16 protein-coding genes are annotated in these 15,152 nt (G+C 69.0%); 13 read left to right on the forward strand and 3 right to left on the reverse strand.

All coding sequences use genetic code 11. The features are described 5' to 3' along the window. Nucleotides 1–186 precede the first annotated feature (186 nt). Nucleotides 187–2,700, forward strand: coding sequence for an Rne/Rng family ribonuclease (locus tag AC3ANJ_RS08035; protein WP_488319010.1), 2,514 nt, complete (start codon nucleotides 187–189; stop codon nucleotides 2,698–2,700). Here the strand turns inward: AC3ANJ_RS08035 and AC3ANJ_RS08040 are convergent. Next, the gene (locus tag AC3ANJ_RS08040) at nucleotides 2,656–2,931 is read right to left on the reverse strand and encodes a DUF4031 domain-containing protein (protein WP_406245541.1); all 276 of its coding nucleotides are present in this window, start codon (nucleotides 2,929–2,931) and stop codon (nucleotides 2,656–2,658) included. The genes AC3ANJ_RS08035 and AC3ANJ_RS08040 overlap by 45 nt on opposite strands. 225 nt (nucleotides 2,932–3,156) lie before the next feature. Here AC3ANJ_RS08040 and rplU point away from each other — a divergent pair, with 225 nt between their 5' ends. The 12 genes from rplU to AC3ANJ_RS08100 all read left to right on the forward strand — a co-directional run bounded on the left by rplU (nucleotide 3,157) and on the right by AC3ANJ_RS08100 (nucleotide 12,846). Further along, a complete protein-coding gene (gene rplU, locus AC3ANJ_RS08045) occupies nucleotides 3,157–3,465 on the forward strand; it encodes a 50S ribosomal protein L21 (RefSeq protein ID WP_406245540.1) in 309 nt (102 codons plus the stop codon). 20 nt (nucleotides 3,466–3,485) lie between these two features. Beyond that, nucleotides 3,486–3,743, forward strand: coding sequence for a 50S ribosomal protein L27 (gene rpmA / locus AC3ANJ_RS08050; RefSeq protein ID WP_243225898.1), 258 nt, complete (start codon nucleotides 3,486–3,488; stop codon nucleotides 3,741–3,743). Nucleotides 3,744–3,837: 94 nt separating this feature from the next. After that, nucleotides 3,838–5,349, forward strand: coding sequence for a GTPase ObgE (gene obgE / locus AC3ANJ_RS08055; protein WP_488319011.1), 1,512 nt, complete (start codon nucleotides 3,838–3,840; stop codon nucleotides 5,347–5,349). After that, nucleotides 5,346–6,134 (forward strand): glutamate 5-kinase, encoded by a 789-nt coding sequence (gene proB / locus AC3ANJ_RS08060; protein WP_406245538.1) that lies wholly within the window; start codon nucleotides 5,346–5,348, stop codon nucleotides 6,132–6,134. The genes obgE and proB overlap by 4 nt, the downstream gene beginning before the upstream one ends. A gap of 64 nt (nucleotides 6,135–6,198) precedes the next feature. Beyond that, complete coding sequence (locus AC3ANJ_RS08065; RefSeq protein WP_488319012.1) at nucleotides 6,199–7,494, forward strand: glutamate-5-semialdehyde dehydrogenase; 1,296 nt, start codon at nucleotides 6,199–6,201, stop codon at nucleotides 7,492–7,494. Nucleotides 7,495–7,546: 52 nt separating this feature from the next. Beyond that, a complete protein-coding gene (locus AC3ANJ_RS08070) occupies nucleotides 7,547–7,771 on the forward strand; it encodes a hypothetical protein (protein ID WP_376180527.1) in 225 nt (74 codons plus the stop codon). Between the two features lie 7 nt (nucleotides 7,772–7,778). Next, nucleotides 7,779–8,381 carry a nicotinate-nucleotide adenylyltransferase gene (gene nadD, locus AC3ANJ_RS08075; RefSeq protein ID WP_488319013.1) on the forward strand — a complete coding sequence of 201 codons (603 nt, stop codon included), beginning with the start codon at nucleotides 7,779–7,781 and terminating at the stop codon, nucleotides 8,379–8,381. Further along, nucleotides 8,378–9,571 carry a hypothetical protein gene (locus AC3ANJ_RS08080; protein WP_488319014.1) on the forward strand — a complete coding sequence of 398 codons (1,194 nt, stop codon included), beginning with the start codon at nucleotides 8,378–8,380 and terminating at the stop codon, nucleotides 9,569–9,571. The genes nadD and AC3ANJ_RS08080 overlap by 4 nt, the downstream gene beginning before the upstream one ends. Next, entirely contained in the window at nucleotides 9,571–9,948 is a 378-nt protein-coding gene (rsfS, locus tag AC3ANJ_RS08085; RefSeq protein WP_406245534.1) for a ribosome silencing factor, read from the forward strand. Before AC3ANJ_RS08080 ends, rsfS begins: the two co-directional genes overlap by 1 nt. A 1-nt stretch (nucleotide 9,949) precedes the next feature. Further along, on the forward strand, nucleotides 9,950–10,639 hold the full coding sequence (locus tag AC3ANJ_RS08090) for an SDR family oxidoreductase (protein ID WP_488319015.1): 690 nt from the start codon (nucleotides 9,950–9,952) through the stop codon (nucleotides 10,637–10,639). Nucleotides 10,640–10,736: 97 nt separating this feature from the next. Next, nucleotides 10,737–11,816, forward strand: coding sequence for an FUSC family protein (locus AC3ANJ_RS08095; RefSeq protein WP_488319016.1), 1,080 nt, complete (start codon nucleotides 10,737–10,739; stop codon nucleotides 11,814–11,816). Next, a complete protein-coding gene (locus AC3ANJ_RS08100; protein WP_488319017.1) occupies nucleotides 11,800–12,846 on the forward strand; it encodes a YihY/virulence factor BrkB family protein in 1,047 nt (348 codons plus the stop codon). Before AC3ANJ_RS08095 ends, AC3ANJ_RS08100 begins: the two co-directional genes overlap by 17 nt. Here AC3ANJ_RS08100 and AC3ANJ_RS08105 read toward each other — a convergent pair. Together AC3ANJ_RS08105 and AC3ANJ_RS08110 are read right to left on the reverse strand one after the other, a co-directional pair. Then, on the reverse strand, nucleotides 12,828–13,511 hold the full coding sequence (locus AC3ANJ_RS08105) for a response regulator (RefSeq protein ID WP_488319018.1): 684 nt from the start codon (nucleotides 13,509–13,511) through the stop codon (nucleotides 12,828–12,830). The two genes, AC3ANJ_RS08100 and AC3ANJ_RS08105, sit on opposite strands and share 19 nt — an antisense overlap. Continuing rightward, complete coding sequence (locus AC3ANJ_RS08110) at nucleotides 13,508–15,109, reverse strand: ATP-binding protein (RefSeq protein WP_488319019.1); 1,602 nt, start codon at nucleotides 15,107–15,109, stop codon at nucleotides 13,508–13,510. The genes AC3ANJ_RS08105 and AC3ANJ_RS08110 overlap by 4 nt, the downstream gene beginning before the upstream one ends. Nucleotides 15,110–15,152: the final 43 nt, after the last annotated feature.

Below are 15,152 nucleotides of genomic sequence, written 5' to 3' on the forward strand. Positions count from 1 at the left end.
CATGATGCGATAATGGCGTGTGATGCTTCTCGCGGCGCCGCCGCTGACAGGCATCGACGAAGACTTCGGGGCACACGCCCCACGCGATCAGAGCAGAAGAGCCGATCGCACGCCGAGTGAGTTCGCGGCCCGTGCCGCATGAGATTTCGCGGAGCACACAGTGCCCGTGCAGGGAGTTCGCCAGAGATGGCCGATGACAACAATGACAACAACAACCCGACCCTCGACGAGAATGCAGAGCCCGCGCTAGACGCGACGCTGCAGACTCCGGACTCCGCTGAGGCTCCGGACGTCGACGTGCCCGCAGAGGATGCCGGGGCGGACGCTCCCGAGCAGACGTCGGCCGACACGCCGGACGCATCTGAGCGCGAGACGGGCGAGCCCGGATCGGAGTCCGAAGCGGCGCCGACCGAGACCGTGCCCGAGCCGGCTCCTGAGTCGAGCGAGTCTGAGCCGGAGTCGAGCGAGGTCGATTCCGCGCCCGTCGAGGAAGAGTCCGCAACGGCTGTGCTGCCCGACGCAGAGACGGCAACGTCAGAGCCCGCCGAGCCCGAAGCCGTGAAGCCCGAGCCAGTGCCTGAGCCCGTGTCGGTACCCGCCAAGCCGGAGCCGCTCACCGCGGTCAGTCTGGGGCTGATCCCCGAGACCTTCGTCTCGCGCGTCTCCACCCAGCTGCACTTCTACGCGCCCGAGATCGCACCACTGCCTGCGCGCCAGGGCCGCGACGGCGCCCGTGACCGCGATCGTGATCGCGACCGCGACCAGGACGCCGACGAGTCCGGCTCGCCCGCGCGCCGCGGACGTCGTCGCCGCGGGGGCAATGGCGAAGGCGATGACGAGCAGCGCTCCGAGCCGCGCCAGCGCCAGCGCGTCGTCGAGTACATCACCGAGCCGAAGGCCATCAAGGGCTCCACGCGCCTCGAGGCCAAGAAGCAGCGCCGCCGTGACGGTCGCGATGCCGGACGCCGTCGTCCCGTGGTCACCGAGGCGGAGTTCCTCGCGCGCCGCGAATCCGTGGACCGCAACATGGTGGTCCGCTCCAAGAACGGCCGCACGCAGATCGCGGTCATCGAGGACAAGGTGCTCGTCGAGCACTACGTGGCCCGCAACCAGGACGCGTCGCTCATCGGCAACGTGTACCTCGGCCGCGTCCAGAACGTCCTGCCCAGCATGGAGGCGGCGTTCGTCGACATCGGCCGCGGACGCAATGCCGTGCTGTACTCCGGTGAGGTCGACTGGGACGGCGTCGAGACCGGCAACCAGCCGCGACGCATCGAGCTCGCCCTCAAGCCGGGCGATCGTGTCCTCGTGCAGGTGACGAAGGATCCGGTCGGCCACAAGGGTGCTCGCCTGACCAGCCAGATCTCGCTCCCCGGCCGCTACCTCGTGTACGTGCCGAACGGGTCGATGAACGGCATCTCGCGCAAGCTCCCCGACAACGAGCGTGCGCGTCTCAAGCGCATCCTCAAGGAGGTCCTGCCCGAGTCCAGCGGCGTCATCGTCCGCACGGCCGCCGAGGGCGCGACCGAGGACCAGCTCACCCGCGATGTGCAGCGCCTCACGAACCAGTGGGAGCACATCCGCAAGCAGGTCGAGAACCAGCAGGCGCCCGCGCTCCTGCACGCCGAACCCGACCTCCTCGTGAAGATCGTCCGCGACGTCTTCAACGAGGACTTCACGAAGATGCTCATCCAGGGCGAAGAGGCGCAGCGCACGATCCGCGCCTACCTCGAGAGCGTCGCGCCGGATCTGCTCGAGCGCGTCGAGGAGTACGAGGACGAATCAGACCCGTTCGACGTGTTCCGCGTCACCGAGCAGATCGAGAAGGCCCTGGACCGCAAGGTCTGGCTGCCCTCCGGTGGTTCGCTCGTGATCGACCGCACCGAGGCCATGACCGTCGTCGACGTCAACACCGGCAAGTTCGTCGGATCCGGCGGCAATCTCGAAGAGACGGTCACGAAGAACAACCTCGAGGCCGCTGAGGAGATCGTCCGTCAGCTCCGTCTGCGTGACATCGGCGGCATCATCGTCGTCGACTTCATCGACATGGTGCTCGAGTCCAACCGCGATCTCGTGCTGCGCCGTCTCGTGGAGTGCCTGAGCCGCGATCGGACCAAGCACCAGGTGGCGGAGGTCACATCGCTCGGGCTCGTGCAGATGACCCGCAAGAAGCTCGGACTCGGCCTGCTGGAGACGTTCAGCGAGGCGTGCGAGGTCTGCGCCGGCCGCGGTGTCATCGTGCACCACGACCCGGTGGTCAAGCACCGTTCGAGCAACGGCAGCACACCGAACCGTCGTCAGCGCGGCGGCAACCAGCCCAGCGCGCCGGCGCCGGCGGCCGGTGTGACCCACAGCATCCCCGAAGGTGCGAAGACGGCTCTCGCTCAGATCGCGGCATCCACGCGAGTCGTTGCGGCCGAAACGCCGGACGAGGCGCCGGCCGTCGAGCTGCCCGCTGCGGCCGAGCGTCCGAAGAAGGCGCGCAAGAAGCGCTCGGAGCGGGCCAAGGCGCCGCGCACCGAGGCGGACGTTCTTCTCGACTCGGTCCTGGATGCTCTGCCGGAGCCCAAGGCCCCCGGTCAGGGGCGCAACCGCCGCCGCGTGACCACGGCTGCTCTCACCGGCACGCCGGTGTCCGTGAACGCCGACTCGGGGTCAGTGACTGCCGCGCCGGTCGCGAGCGGGGACGCGCAGTCCTGACGCGATCAGCCGACGCGTGAGCTCTTTGCCGCCCACCGGGGTGGCACCTGCTGCGACGAGCCGGGGGATGATCTCCTCCGGCACGTCGTAGTGGTCGAGGTCGAACGCGCGCTCCGGCACGTCGTTGCGGCGTGCGAAGGCGTGCAGTTCATGGAGATCCTCATCGCTGACGAGGTGCGCCCAGAGCCGTCCGTGAGCGGGCCAGATCGGGTCGTCGACGAGTACGGTCACCGTGCGATCCTACGTCCGGGCGGATCTCGCGCGACACGGCATCCGCTCGCTTTGCCACATCGGCCGGCATCCGGTAAAGTGGACCCTTGGTGCGCGAGCTGAACCGTCCCCAGGGCGGTCCGGATGAGCCCCGGTGCTCGCACCCGTCAGACCTGCGACGAACGCAGGCACAGTCTTCCCGTGAGATTTCCGGAGCCTTGAGCTCCCCGATGAAACAGGTATCAAGTGGTTTACGCAGTAGTGCGCGCCGGCGGACGGCAGGAGAAGGTCGAGGTCGGCACGATCGTTCAGCTCGACCGTGTCAAGGCGACCCAGGGCGAGAAGATCGAGCTGCCCGCAGTGCTGCTCGTCGACGGCGCCACGGTGACCACCGACGCCGACAAGCTGGCGAAGGTCAAGGTCACCGCCGAGGTCATCGGCAACCTCCGAGGCCCGAAGATCGTCATCCAGAAGTTCAAGAACAAGACCGGTTACAAGAAGCGTCAGGGCCACCGCCAGGAGCTCACGCGCGTCAAGATCACCGGCATCAAGTAAGCACGAAGGGGAGCTGAGAAATGGCACACAAAAAGGGCGCGAGCTCGACCCGCAACGGTCGTGACTCCAACGCACAGCGACTCGGCGTGAAGCGCTTCGGCGGTCAGACCGTCAACGCCGGCGAGATCCTCGTCCGCCAGCGCGGTACGCACTTCCACCCCGGCGTGAACGTCGGCCGTGGCGGCGACGACACGCTGTTCGCTCTCGCAGCGGGCTCGGTCGAGTTCGGCGCGAAGGGCGGCCGCAAGGTCGTCAACATCGTCGCAGCTGCCGAGTAATCCGCAGCACAGCAACCATCCGAACGGGGCGGGCATTTGCCCGTCCCGTTCGCGCTTTCCCCCTTCGCTCAGCTCAGGAACCAGAGGACACCACATGGTCACGTTCGTCGACACGGTGACGCTCCACCTGCGCGCAGGCAAGGGCGGCAACGGCTGCGTGTCGGTGCACCGCGAGAAGTTCAAGCCGCTCGGCGGGCCCGATGGCGGCAACGGCGGTGACGGCGGCGACATCGTCCTCGTCGCCGACCCGCAGACCGGCACCCTGCTGTCGTATCACCACTCGCCGCACCGCTCCAGCGGCAATGGCGGGTTCGGCATGGGCGACCACCGCTCCGGCTTCGCGGGGGAGACCCTCGAACTGCCGGTTCCGGTCGGCACGGTCGTCAAGGATGCCGATGGCGAAGTCCTGGTGGACATGGTCGTACCAGGGGAGCGCGTCGTCGTCGCCCAGGGCGGCCGCGGCGGCCTCGGCAACGCGGCGCTCGCATCTCCGAAGCGCAAGGCGCCGGGTTTCGCGCTGCTGGGCACACCAGGTTTCGAGGGCGACGTCGTCCTCGAGCTCAAGACCGTCGCCGACGTGGCACTGGTCGGCTACCCGTCGGCCGGCAAGTCGAGCCTGATCGCAGCGATCTCGGCGGCGCGGCCCAAGATCGCCGACTACCCGTTCACGACGCTGCACCCGAATCTCGGTGTCGTGCAGGCCGGTGATGCGCGCTACACCGTCGCCGACGTTCCAGGACTCATCGAAGGCGCCAGTGAAGGACGCGGACTCGGTCTCGAGTTCCTCCGCCACGTGGAGCGCTGCTCCGCGCTGCTGCACGTGCTCGACTGCGCCACGCTCGAGCCGGGTCGCGACCCGATCAGCGATCTCGACGTCATCATCGCCGAGCTCGCAGCCTACGAGGTGCCAGAGGGCCAGATCCCACTGCTGGAGCGTCCGCAGCTCGTCGCGCTGAACAAGATCGACGTCCCGGAAGCACGCGACCTCGCCGAACTCGTGCGCCCCGAGCTCGAGGAGCGCGGCTTCCGCGTGTTCGAGATCTCCACTGTGTCGCACGAGGGCCTGCGCCCGCTGACCTTCGCACTCGGCGAGATCGTCGAGAAGCACCGCGCAGAGGCGGCCGTCGCCGTCCCCACCGAGCGTGTCGTGATCCGCCCCAGGGGCTCGAAGAAGGAGTTCACGGTGCGGGTCGAGGGCGGCACCTACGGCAACGTCTACCGTGTGATCGGCGAGAAGCCGGTGCGCTGGGTGCAGCAGACCGACTTCCAGAACGAAGAAGCCGTCGGCTACCTCGCGGATCGCCTGGAGCGTCTCGGCGTCGAGGACGAATTGTTCCGTCTCGGCGCGACGCCGGGCGCCACGGTCGTCATCGGCGAGGGTGATGGCCTCGTGTTCGACTGGGAGCCGTCGATGTCCTCGGCGGCGGAGCTGATGGTCGCGCCCCGCGGTACCGACCCGCGCTTCGCCGCGACGAACCCGCGACGGACGACGACGCAGCGCCGCGAGCAGTACTACGAGCGGATGGACGCCAAGGCCGCGCTGCGCGCTGAGGCCGAAGAGCGCCGCATCGTCACCGAGGAGGACCTCGACGGGGACAAGGCATGACGGCCCGCACCCGCGAGGAGCTCGCCACTGCCGCCCGCATCGTAGTGAAGGTCGGCTCATCGTCGATCAGCGGTGAGTCGTCGTGGCGGATCCCGATGATCGTGAACGCCCTGCAGAAGGCGCACGGCCGCGGATGCGAGATCGTCCTGGTGTCGTCCGGAGCGATCGCCACCGGCATCCCGTTTCTCGATCTGGACGCCAGGCCGACCGATCTCGCGACGCAGCAGGCTGCGGCGGCTGTCGGACAGAACATCCTCGTCTACCGCTACCAGGAGGCGCTGCGCCCGTTCGGGATCGTCGCCGGCCAGGTGCTGCTGACCACGGGCGACCTCGAGACGCCGACGTCGCGCAGCAATGCCCGTCGGGCGATGGAGCGTCTGCTGGGCCTTCGGATCCTGCCGATCGTGAACGAGAACGACACGGTTGCGACGCAGGAGATCCGCTTCGGAGACAACGACCGGCTCGCGGCGCTGGTCGCCCAATTGGTTCAGGCCGATGCCCTCGTCCTGCTCAGCGATGTCGAGGCGCTGTACACCAAGCCTCCGACGGATCCGGATGCCGAGCCGCTGGACGTGATCGGGGCCGACGAGGATCTCACGGGTCTCGAGTTCGGCGCCACCGTCGTGAACAGCGTCGGCACCGGAGGAGCGGCCACCAAGGTGTCCGCCGCCCGGCTGGCCGCGGCATCCGGCATCGGCGTGCTGGTGACCGGAGCCGACCTCATCGACCGGGCGCTGTCCGGAGAGCACATCGGCACCTGGTTCGTGCCCGCGACGCCGGCCTGATCCGCACCTGGGGCACGGCCGTCACAGCGGCCCGCGGCCGCGCATCGGTCGATACACTGGGCGGATGAGCGCCGACACCCTCACCGTGCCCGTCGATTCCGCGACCACGGACATCGCAGGGCCGCAGCAGCGCCTCGCCCTCGCCAAGGAGGCGTCGCGTACGACGGCGCAACTCACCAGTGATGACAAGGCGCAGGCGCTCGAGGCGATCGCGAAGGCGCTGGAGGCCGGAGCCGAGCGGATCATCGCGGCGAACGCGCAGGACATCGCACGCGGTGAGGCCGGCGGCATCGGCTCCGCGCTCATCGATCGACTGCGCCTGGACTCCGCACGCGTCGCGGCCCTCGCCGCTGCCGTCCGCGAGGTCGCCGCGCTGGCCGACCCGGTCGGGCAGGTCGTCGGCGGACACCGGATGCCCAATGGCGTGGCTCTCCAGCAGGTGCGAGTCCCCTTCGGCGTCGTCGGCGCCATCTATGAAGCGCGACCGAACGTGACCGTCGACATCGCCGCGCTGGCGCTGCGCTCCGGCAACACGGTCGTGCTCCGCGGCGGAAGCGCCGCCCGCGAGTCCAACGCCGTTCTCGTCGAGATCATGCGCGACGCGCTGGAGGGCATCGGCATCACGCCGGAGGCGATCCAGACCGTTGACGACTTCGGACGCGACGGTGCGAAGGCGCTCATGCACGGTCGAGGGTTCATCGACGTGCTCGTGCCCCGCGGCAGTGCATCGCTCATCGAGGTCGTCGTCACCGAATCCACTGTCCCGGTGATCGAGACCGGCGCGGGCAACGTGCACATCGTGCTCGACGAGTCCGCTCCGGACGACTGGGCCACGCAGATCGTCGTCAACGCGAAGGTCCAGCGTCCCAGCGTCTGCAACGCGGTCGAGACCGTGCTCGTGCACCGACAGGCCGCGCCGCGGCTCATCCCGCTCGTGGCCAGTGCGCTGCAGAGCGAGGGTGTGGCCATCCACGGAGACGACATCGTCGCCGGGCTCGTCAGCAACGTGATCCCGGCCACGGAGGAGGACTGGGAGACCGAGTACCTCAGCCTCGACATCGCGATGAAGGTCGTCGATTCCCTCGACGACGCACTGGCGCATATCCGCCGGTACAGTACCGGGCACACGGAGGCGATCATCACGACCGATTCCCGCAGTGCGGAGCGATTCCTGGCCGAGGTGGATTCCGCGGTCGTGATGGTGAACGCCTCCACGCGCTTCACCGACGGCGCGGAGTTCGGCTTCGGCGCCGAGGTCGGCATCTCGACGCAGAAGCTGCATGCCAGAGGGCCGATGGGGCTCTCCGAGCTGACCAGCACGAAGTGGCTCGCGCGTGGGGCGGGGCAGACGCGCGGCTGAGCGATAGGATGGGGGAGCGCGTTCGCGCCCCCGGTCACGAAACGGAGCAAGGATGAATCTCGTCGCACAGTTCGCGATGGCAGCCGCCGAGACCGAGCACCACGGAAACGTGGCGCTCGAGACGCTGATCTTCGGTGTCATCGCCGCGATCGTCTTCGCGCTGCTCGGGCTGGTGACCTTCTCGTATCGCCACGTCGCCAACCGCCACTCGGCCAAGGCCGAGGCCTGGGCGGCCCAGCACGGCAAGGACGGCCACGGGGCAGGGCACGGCCACTGAGCCGCGGATGGAGCACACGAACTCGCGGGCGCCGCGTATCGGGGTGATGGGCGGAACGTTCGATCCGATCCATCACGGTCACCTCGTCGCGGCCAGCGAGGTCGCGCACGAGTTCGATCTCGACGAGGTCGTCTTCGTGCCGACGGGCCGACCGTGGCAGAAGCGGACGGTGACCCCCAGCGAACACCGCTATCTGATGACGGTGATCGCCACGGCTTCCAATCCCCGTTTCACCGTCAGCCGCGTCGATATCGACCGTGAAGGCGACACCTACACCATCGACACGCTGCGCGATCTGAAGACGCAGCGGCCGAATGCGGAACTGTTCTTCATCAGCGGCGCGGATGCCGTAGCGCAGATTCTCAGCTGGAGGGACCATGATGAGTTGTGGGATCTGGCCCACTTCGTCGCGGTCTCGCGTCCAGGACACGTTCTGAGCACCGATGGACTCCCGAGCGACGATGTCAGCCAGTTGGAGGTGCCGGCACTGTCGATCTCCTCAACGGATTGCCGCCAGCGCGTCCACGAGGGTGAACCGGTGTGGTATCTCGTCCCCGACGGAGTCGTTCAGTACATCGCGAAGCATCACCTGTATCGGAGCAAGGCATGAGCACATCGGACAGCGAAGGGAAGGAACCGCTGACGCGCAAGCAGCTGCGGGAGATCCGCCTGACTGGCGCGACACCGGTGATCACAGCGGAAGAGGCGGCGGCGGCCTCCGCCCCCGCACCGACGCCTCAGCCTCCGCTGCCGCGCGCCGCCGAGCCGGCCGAGGTGCCGCCGGCTCCGGTCGCCGACGAAGCGGTCGATCTCGGTGCGCTGCCGCTGACACGACGTCAGGCGCGTGACCAGGAGCGGATCCGCACGGCTTCGGTACCGGTGATCGGCGCGGAAGAAGCAGCGGCGGCACAGATGGCTGCGGAATCGGATGCCGCAGAAGAAGCCGCAGCGCACCGGACCGAGCCCGAGGACGCCTCGGACGAGCACGCGATCGTCTCCGCTGTTCCCGTGTTCGCCCCTGTATCGGCATCCGCACCGGCGCAGGAGACCGCGACGGACTCCGACGACGAGGACGCGGCCGACGTCGAGATCGAGCAGTCCAGTGAGTCCGCGGTCGACGCCGACGCGGTTGAGGCTTCGGCCGACGCCGACGCCGACGATGCCGACGCCGACGTCCAGGGCGAGAGCCCTGACGAGGACGCCAGCGCAGACACGGAAGCGGAACTCGTGGACCTCGGCGTCGATGCCGACGCGACCGAGCACGACGACGACGCCGAAGACGCCGAGCAGGACGAGCGTCCGACCGTCAACCCGACCTTCGGGCAGAGCGTCCTCTCCGAGGAGAAGACGACGACGCCGTTCACGCCGTCTTTCGACGAGCTCATCACGGTCGGCGACTCCACAGGATCGCAGCACGCCGCGCCCAGCGCCCTGATCTTCAACCCGCCGCCAGGGGAGGGATCGCTCTCCGGACCGGTCGCCTCGACCGGCGAAGTCCTGATCACCGGATCCTACGACCTCCCGGAGGGCCTCGGCTCTCGGGGACACGCGAAGGGGACGACCGACGGCAAGGACGTCGACGCTGTCCTCATCGACGGTGAGCTGCCGCCGGCATCCTCACCGACGCCGATCGCGGCGAGTTCCGCGGTCAGCACCATCAAGCCCGCCGGCGAGGTCATCCGCCCACCAGCTCCCGAGAAGGGCAACAAGCTGATGCTGATCCTCGCGATCACCGCCGGCGGTCTCGCTCTCGCGCTGGCGGCCGCGCTGATCATCGCCTTCACCACGAATGTGCTGTGATGCAATCACCTGAAACCGCGGAGCAGATGCTCCAGATCGCCGCCAACGCGGCGGCTTCCAAGGGCGGCGAGGATCTCCTCGCGCTCAACGTCTCTGAGCCGCTGCCGCTCGTGGACATCTTCCTTCTCGTCACCGGAAACAGCGAGCGCAACGTCGCCGCGATCGCCGACGAGATCGAGGACAAGCTCATCGAGGCCGGGCACAAGCGCGTCCGCCGGGAGGGCCGTGCCGAGTCCCGCTGGGTCCTGATGGACTTCGGCGACCTGATCGTGCACGTGTTCCACGCCGAGGAGCGCGTGTACTACGGCCTCGAGCGTCTCTGGAAGGACTGCCCCGTCGTTCCGATCGAGCTGGCAGAGCCCGCCGACCGCGCCTGACATGGCCGTCCACCTCATCACGGGCGCCGGCTCCGGAATCGGAGCGGTGCTCGCGCGTCGGCTGCTGGAGCGCGGCGACGACGTCATCCTGCTCGCCCGCGATGTCGGACGGGCGCGCGAGATCGCCGGTGCGCTCCCCGGTGCATCGACGCTCGTCGGCGACCTGTCCCAGCCGGGGCGGTTGTCGTGGGCATTGTCCAAGCAACGGCTTCCCGACCGGATCGACGCTCTCGTGCATGTCGCGGGTGTCGTCGATCTCGGTCCGGTCGCCGACCTGCCGGCGACGCTGTGGGAGCAGCAGCTCGCCGTCAACCTCGTGGCTCCGGCCGAACTGACCAGGCTGATGCTGCCGGTGCTGCGGGTGTCCCGCGGCCAGGTCGTGTTCGTCAACTCCGGCGCCGGACTGCACGCGCACGCCGGCTGGTCGGCGTACGCGGCATCCAAGCACGGGCTGAAGGCATTGGCCGACGCGCTGCGCGCGGAGGAGGCCGAGCACGGCATCCGCGTGACATCGGTGTACCCCGGCCGCACGGCGACGCCCATGCAGGCACGCGTGCACCAGCAGGAGGGGAACGACTACGAACCAGAGCGGTTCATCGATCCCGAATCCGTCGCGACGACGATCCTCACCGCGCTCGATCTGCCGCGGGACGCCGACATCACCGACGTGACGGTTCGCCCGGGCGCCTGATCGGCTCGACTGCACCCGCGGTGCATCTCGGCACCTGTCAACCCTCCTGCGTTCGTCCATGATGCCGGGCAGGATGACGGCTGTGCCGTCCTCCCTGATGCCTTCGATCCGTGCAGCCGTGGCGCCGCCACGGCTGCTGTTCGCCGCGAAGACCGCCCTGGCCGTCGGTATCGCGTGGATCATCGCGCACTACCTGCCCGGGTTCGCCGACGACCATCCGTACTATGCGCCGCTCGGCGCGCTGATCAGCATGCATCCGACGCTGATGGATTCCGTGAAGTCGAGCGTGCAGACCGTGACCGGTCTGGCCACGGGCATCGTTCTGGCGCTCCTGGTCGTGTTCACGTTCGGGCCGACCGTATGGACGCTCGCACTCGTGGCCGGCGTCGGGGTGCTGCTGTCCGGAACCGGATGGTTCGGCGCCGGGAGGGAGTACATCGCGGTCGCCGCCGTTTTCGTGCTCATCCTCGGCGGACATGACGCGGACGCGTACTCGCTGAGCTCTCTGGCGCAGATGGCCGTCGGGCTCGTGGTCGGGCTCGTTGTCAATCTGCTGCTCGCCCCCGGGACTCTCTCGGCCACGGCGGAGGCGCGCGTCGAGGAGTATCAGAGGGAGCTCTCCGATCACCTCGCGGGCATCGGAGACGCTCTCGAAGAGTCCTGGCCTCCGGAGCGCACCGAGTGGACCAGGGGAGCGGACGCGCTCGAGACCACCGCGCGCGACGTCAGGGCGGCCCTCGCGGAAGCGGACCGGAGCCGCAGAGGCAACCCACGAGCAGTGGGTGGACGCCACGGCACCCAGGCTGCACACGAACGACTCGAGACCCTCGAGCCGATCGCCGTGCGGGTGCGGGACATCTCCGATGCGCTGGAGGACGTGGTGCGTGAGCGTGCGGCGGCATTCCCGCTCGATCGCGAACTGGTTCCGGCGATCGCACACGCGTGCCAGGCGACGGCGGCTGCGATAGCGGTCAACGGCGCGGATGACCCGCCCGCGCACCGGGCGCGAGAGGCGGCGGCGCAGGCCGTCCGGCTGCTGGTGAACGCCCTCGAGGCAGGGCAGGAGTCGGCACGCAGCATCCTGGGCCCCGGCGTTCTGGTGGCGACGCATCTCAGGCGGATCGTGGTGCTCCTGCATGCGCGGTCAGGAAGGAAAGACGATGTCCGCCGCCGCTGATGAGCATGAGGCATCGGCTTCGCCGCTGCCGTGGCGCCTCGGCCGGGATGCGTGGGCGCTCGCGCTCCGGCGTGCCGTGCGCAAGTTCGGCACCGATTGGTGCCCGGATGCCGCAGCAGCGCTGACGTTCTACGCGGTACTCGCGATGGCACCCGCGTCGATCGCCGTGATCTCGCTGATCGGGCTCGTCAGCCGCGACGGCTCACGCTTGGAGAACGTGGCGCGGGTGGCGAACGCCGTGCTTCCCGAGGGCGCCGGTGCCGCGCTGCGCGGGCCGCTGACGCAGCTCGCGGAGGCGACGGCGACCGGATGGCTCCTGGTGGCCTCGCTCCTGGTCACGATCTGGTCGGCCGGCCGGTACATCACATCGTTCAGCCGCGCGGCCAACCGCGTCTACGGCGTCGAGGAGGGGCGACCGTTCTGGAAATCGAAGCCCATGCACCTCCTGCTCACCGTCGTGCTGATCGTGCTGGTCGCGATCGCCGTGATCGTCGCGGTCACCGGGCAACGGGTCTCGCGCGGCATCGGCCAGCTCTGGGGCGTGGGCGAGGCCGGTCTTCTCGTCTGGTCCATCGTGCGCTGGCCGGCGCTGGCGATCGTCATGATCTTCCTCATCGCGATCCTGTACTGCTTCGCTCCCAATGTCGCGCCGCGGAGCTTCCGTTGGATGAGCCTCGGGGCGACGGCTGCGCTGGTCGTCTTCGGCATCGCGTCAGCGGGGTTCGGCTTCTATGCCACCGTGGTCGCGGACTACGAGCGCCTCTACGGCCCGTTCGCGAGCGTTCTCGTCTTCCTGCTGTGGCTCTGGATCGCGAACATGGCGCTGCTCCTCGGCATCGAGATCGATGTGGAGCTGGAGCGCGCGCGTCAGCTGCGCGCCGGGATCCCGGCCGAGCGGCAGGTGCAGGTCGAACTGCGCGACACCACGGCGATCGCCGCGGCGGTGCGTCGAGACCGTGAAGAGGAGCGGAAGGCGGCGCACGTCCGTCGCGCGGGAGGGGACCAGCGCCCTCAGACGAGCGAGCGATAACGCAGTTCGGGGCGACCGACACTGCCGTAGGTCGGCGCGCTGTCCGCGAGACCCGAATCGACGAGTCGTTCGAGATAACGCCGCGCGCTGACCCTCGACATGCCGAGGGCATCGGCGATCTCGGTCGCCGACATCGGCGCCTCCTGCGCCTCCAGCGCTGCGGCGACGCGCTGCAGCGTGGCGGGGGAGACGCCTTTGCGCTGGGCGGCGATCGCGAGGGCGTCGTGACGCATGAGCGCGTCGACGGTGACCTGATCGAGTTCGGCTGTGCCGGTGAGCTCGGCATCCCGTGCGATCACTCGCCAGATGTCGTCCAGGCGCTCGTGCAGCGTCTGCATCGGGAAGGGCTTCACCACGTAGTGGTGCACGCCGTGCGCTCTGGCGCGCCGGACCGTCTCCAGGTCGCGGGCGGCGGTGACCGCGATCACCTCGACGTGCGCGCCTGCGGCGCGAGCGCGACGGAGCACCTCGATGCCGGACATGTCGGGCAGGTAGACATCCAGCAGCATCACCTGCGGTTCCAGCTCATGCACGGCGCGCAGGGCATCGGCGCCGGTCGGTGCGACCCCGACGACCTCGAAACGCGGATGCCGTTCGACGAAGCCGCGCGTCACGTGTGCGACGGCGAAATCGTCCTCGACGATCAGGGTGCGAAGTCGCGTCATCGGGGCGTCCCCGCGTGCTGGACAGCCGGGAGCCGCACGGTGAACCGCGCGCCGCCTGCGGGGGACGGGCCGAGGTCGATGGATCCGCCGCGTCGTTCGACGATGCGCGCCACGATGGTCAGACCGTATCCGCGCTGACGGTCGTCGGGTTTCGTGGAGAAGCCGAGCCGGAACACGTCACCGCGTCGCTCGAGAGGAACGCCGGGGCCGTCGTCCTCGACGACGACGTGGACGTCGTGGTCGTCGTCCTGGGTGAGTGCGATGCTCACGTGGCCGCCCTGCCCCGCGGCATCCAGAGCATTGTCCAGGAGGTTCCCGACCACCGTGCTGAGGTCGTCGCCGCCGCTGTCCGCCGGCAGCAGCGAATCGTCCGTGACGGTCAGCACCACGCCGAGCTCGCGGGCGCGGGCGCGCTTGGCGAGCAGGATCGCGGCGAGCTCGATGTCCTGCACGCCGGTGGGGGCGTCCAGGCGATTGAGCGCCCCGCCGTCGCCTGCCCGCTCCACGACCCGGCGTGCCGCGTCGACCTCGCCGAGCTCGATGAGTCCGCCGATCGTGTGCAGCGTGTTGGAGAACTCGTGCTGCTGGGCGCGAAGGCCCTCCGCCAGGCTCTGCGCGCCGGCCAGCTCGCGGAGGGCGTGGTCGAGTTCGGTCCGGTCCATCAGCGTGACCACCGTTCCCACGCGACGGCCCTTGACCCGCACGGATGCCGCGCGTGCCAGCAGCACGCGCTCACCGGAGAGCACCAGACGCTGAGCGGGGTCGTCATCGGCATCCGCTTCGGCGATGACCAGCGTCAGGTCGTCCAGGAGATCGGATGCCGCGCGCCCCGTCGCTTCGGCCGGCGACGCCAGGCCGAGCAGACGCGCCGCGGAGTCGTTGCACAGTGAGACCCGACCGTCCTCGTCCAGCGCGAGCATGCCCTCGCGGATGCCGTGCAGTGTCGCCTCCCGCGTTTCGAGGAGTCCGCGGATCTCCTCCGGCTCGAGACCGAAGATGCGGCGCCGCACGATGCGGGCGACTCCGGTCGCGGCGACGACGCCGACCACCGTTGCGCCGCCGAGCGCGAGAAGGAACCCCGTGATGTCGCCCATGAAGTCGGCGCGCAGGTCGGATTCCAGGATCCCGACCGAGACCTGCCCCATGACGGTGCCGTCCTTGTCGAACACGGGGACCTTCACTCGCCAGGATTCCCCGAGCGTGCCGGTCTGGGTGCCGGTGTACATCTCACCGGAGAGCGGGATGCTCGGGTCCGTCGAGACCTGCTCGCCGATGCGGTCCGGATTCGGGTGCGAGAATCGGATGCCGTCATCATCCGTCACGACCACGTACGCCACGTTCGACGAGTCCCTGATCAGCTCGGCGATCGGCTGGATGACGGCTGCGGGGTCCGCATCGTCGTACGCCTCGACGACGGTCGGGAGCTGCGCGACCGATTGTGCAACGGCGATCATCCGCTCCTGCGACGCCTCACGGATCTGCTTCTCCTGCATGAGCATCGCCGCGAGCCCGACCGTGAGGACGATTGCAAGCACGATGACGACCTGCAGCAGCACGAGCTGCGTGCGGAGCGTCATCGCCTTCACCACAGTCCCCATGCTAGGCGTGCTCGCACCGTCCGTCCGCACGACCAGAATGACC

It is taken from the genome of Microbacterium sp. STRO-1N, assembly GCF_057748015.1.

Bases quoted from the DNA above. Each gene is read 5' to 3' on its own strand.
- AC3ANJ_RS08080 (WP_488319014.1), top strand. From the start codon at position 8,378: ATGAGCACATCGGACAGCGAAGGGAAGGAACCGCTGACGCGCAAGCAG.
- AC3ANJ_RS08035 (WP_488319010.1), top strand. From the start codon at position 187: ATGGCCGATGACAACAATGACAACAACAACCCGACCCTCGACGAGAAT.
- AC3ANJ_RS08100 (WP_488319017.1), top strand. From the start codon at position 11,800: ATGTCCGCCGCCGCTGATGAGCATGAGGCATCGGCTTCGCCGCTGCCG.
- AC3ANJ_RS08110 (WP_488319019.1), bottom strand. From the start codon at position 15,109: ATGGGGACTGTGGTGAAGGCGATGACGCTCCGCACGCAGCTCGTGCTG.
- AC3ANJ_RS08090 (WP_488319015.1), top strand. From the start codon at position 9,950: ATGGCCGTCCACCTCATCACGGGCGCCGGCTCCGGAATCGGAGCGGTG.
- AC3ANJ_RS08095 (WP_488319016.1), top strand. From the start codon at position 10,737: ATGCCTTCGATCCGTGCAGCCGTGGCGCCGCCACGGCTGCTGTTCGCC.
- AC3ANJ_RS08065 (WP_488319012.1), top strand. From the start codon at position 6,199: ATGAGCGCCGACACCCTCACCGTGCCCGTCGATTCCGCGACCACGGAC.
- obgE (WP_488319011.1), top strand. From the start codon at position 3,838: ATGGTCACGTTCGTCGACACGGTGACGCTCCACCTGCGCGCAGGCAAG.
- AC3ANJ_RS08070 (WP_376180527.1), top strand. From the start codon at position 7,547: ATGAATCTCGTCGCACAGTTCGCGATGGCAGCCGCCGAGACCGAGCAC.
- rsfS (WP_406245534.1), top strand. From the start codon at position 9,571: ATGCAATCACCTGAAACCGCGGAGCAGATGCTCCAGATCGCCGCCAAC.
- AC3ANJ_RS08105 (WP_488319018.1), bottom strand. From the start codon at position 13,511: ATGACGCGACTTCGCACCCTGATCGTCGAGGACGATTTCGCCGTCGCA.
- rpmA (WP_243225898.1), top strand. From the start codon at position 3,486: ATGGCACACAAAAAGGGCGCGAGCTCGACCCGCAACGGTCGTGACTCC.
- nadD (WP_488319013.1), top strand. From the start codon at position 7,779: ATGGAGCACACGAACTCGCGGGCGCCGCGTATCGGGGTGATGGGCGGA.
- proB (WP_406245538.1), top strand. From the start codon at position 5,346: ATGACGGCCCGCACCCGCGAGGAGCTCGCCACTGCCGCCCGCATCGTA.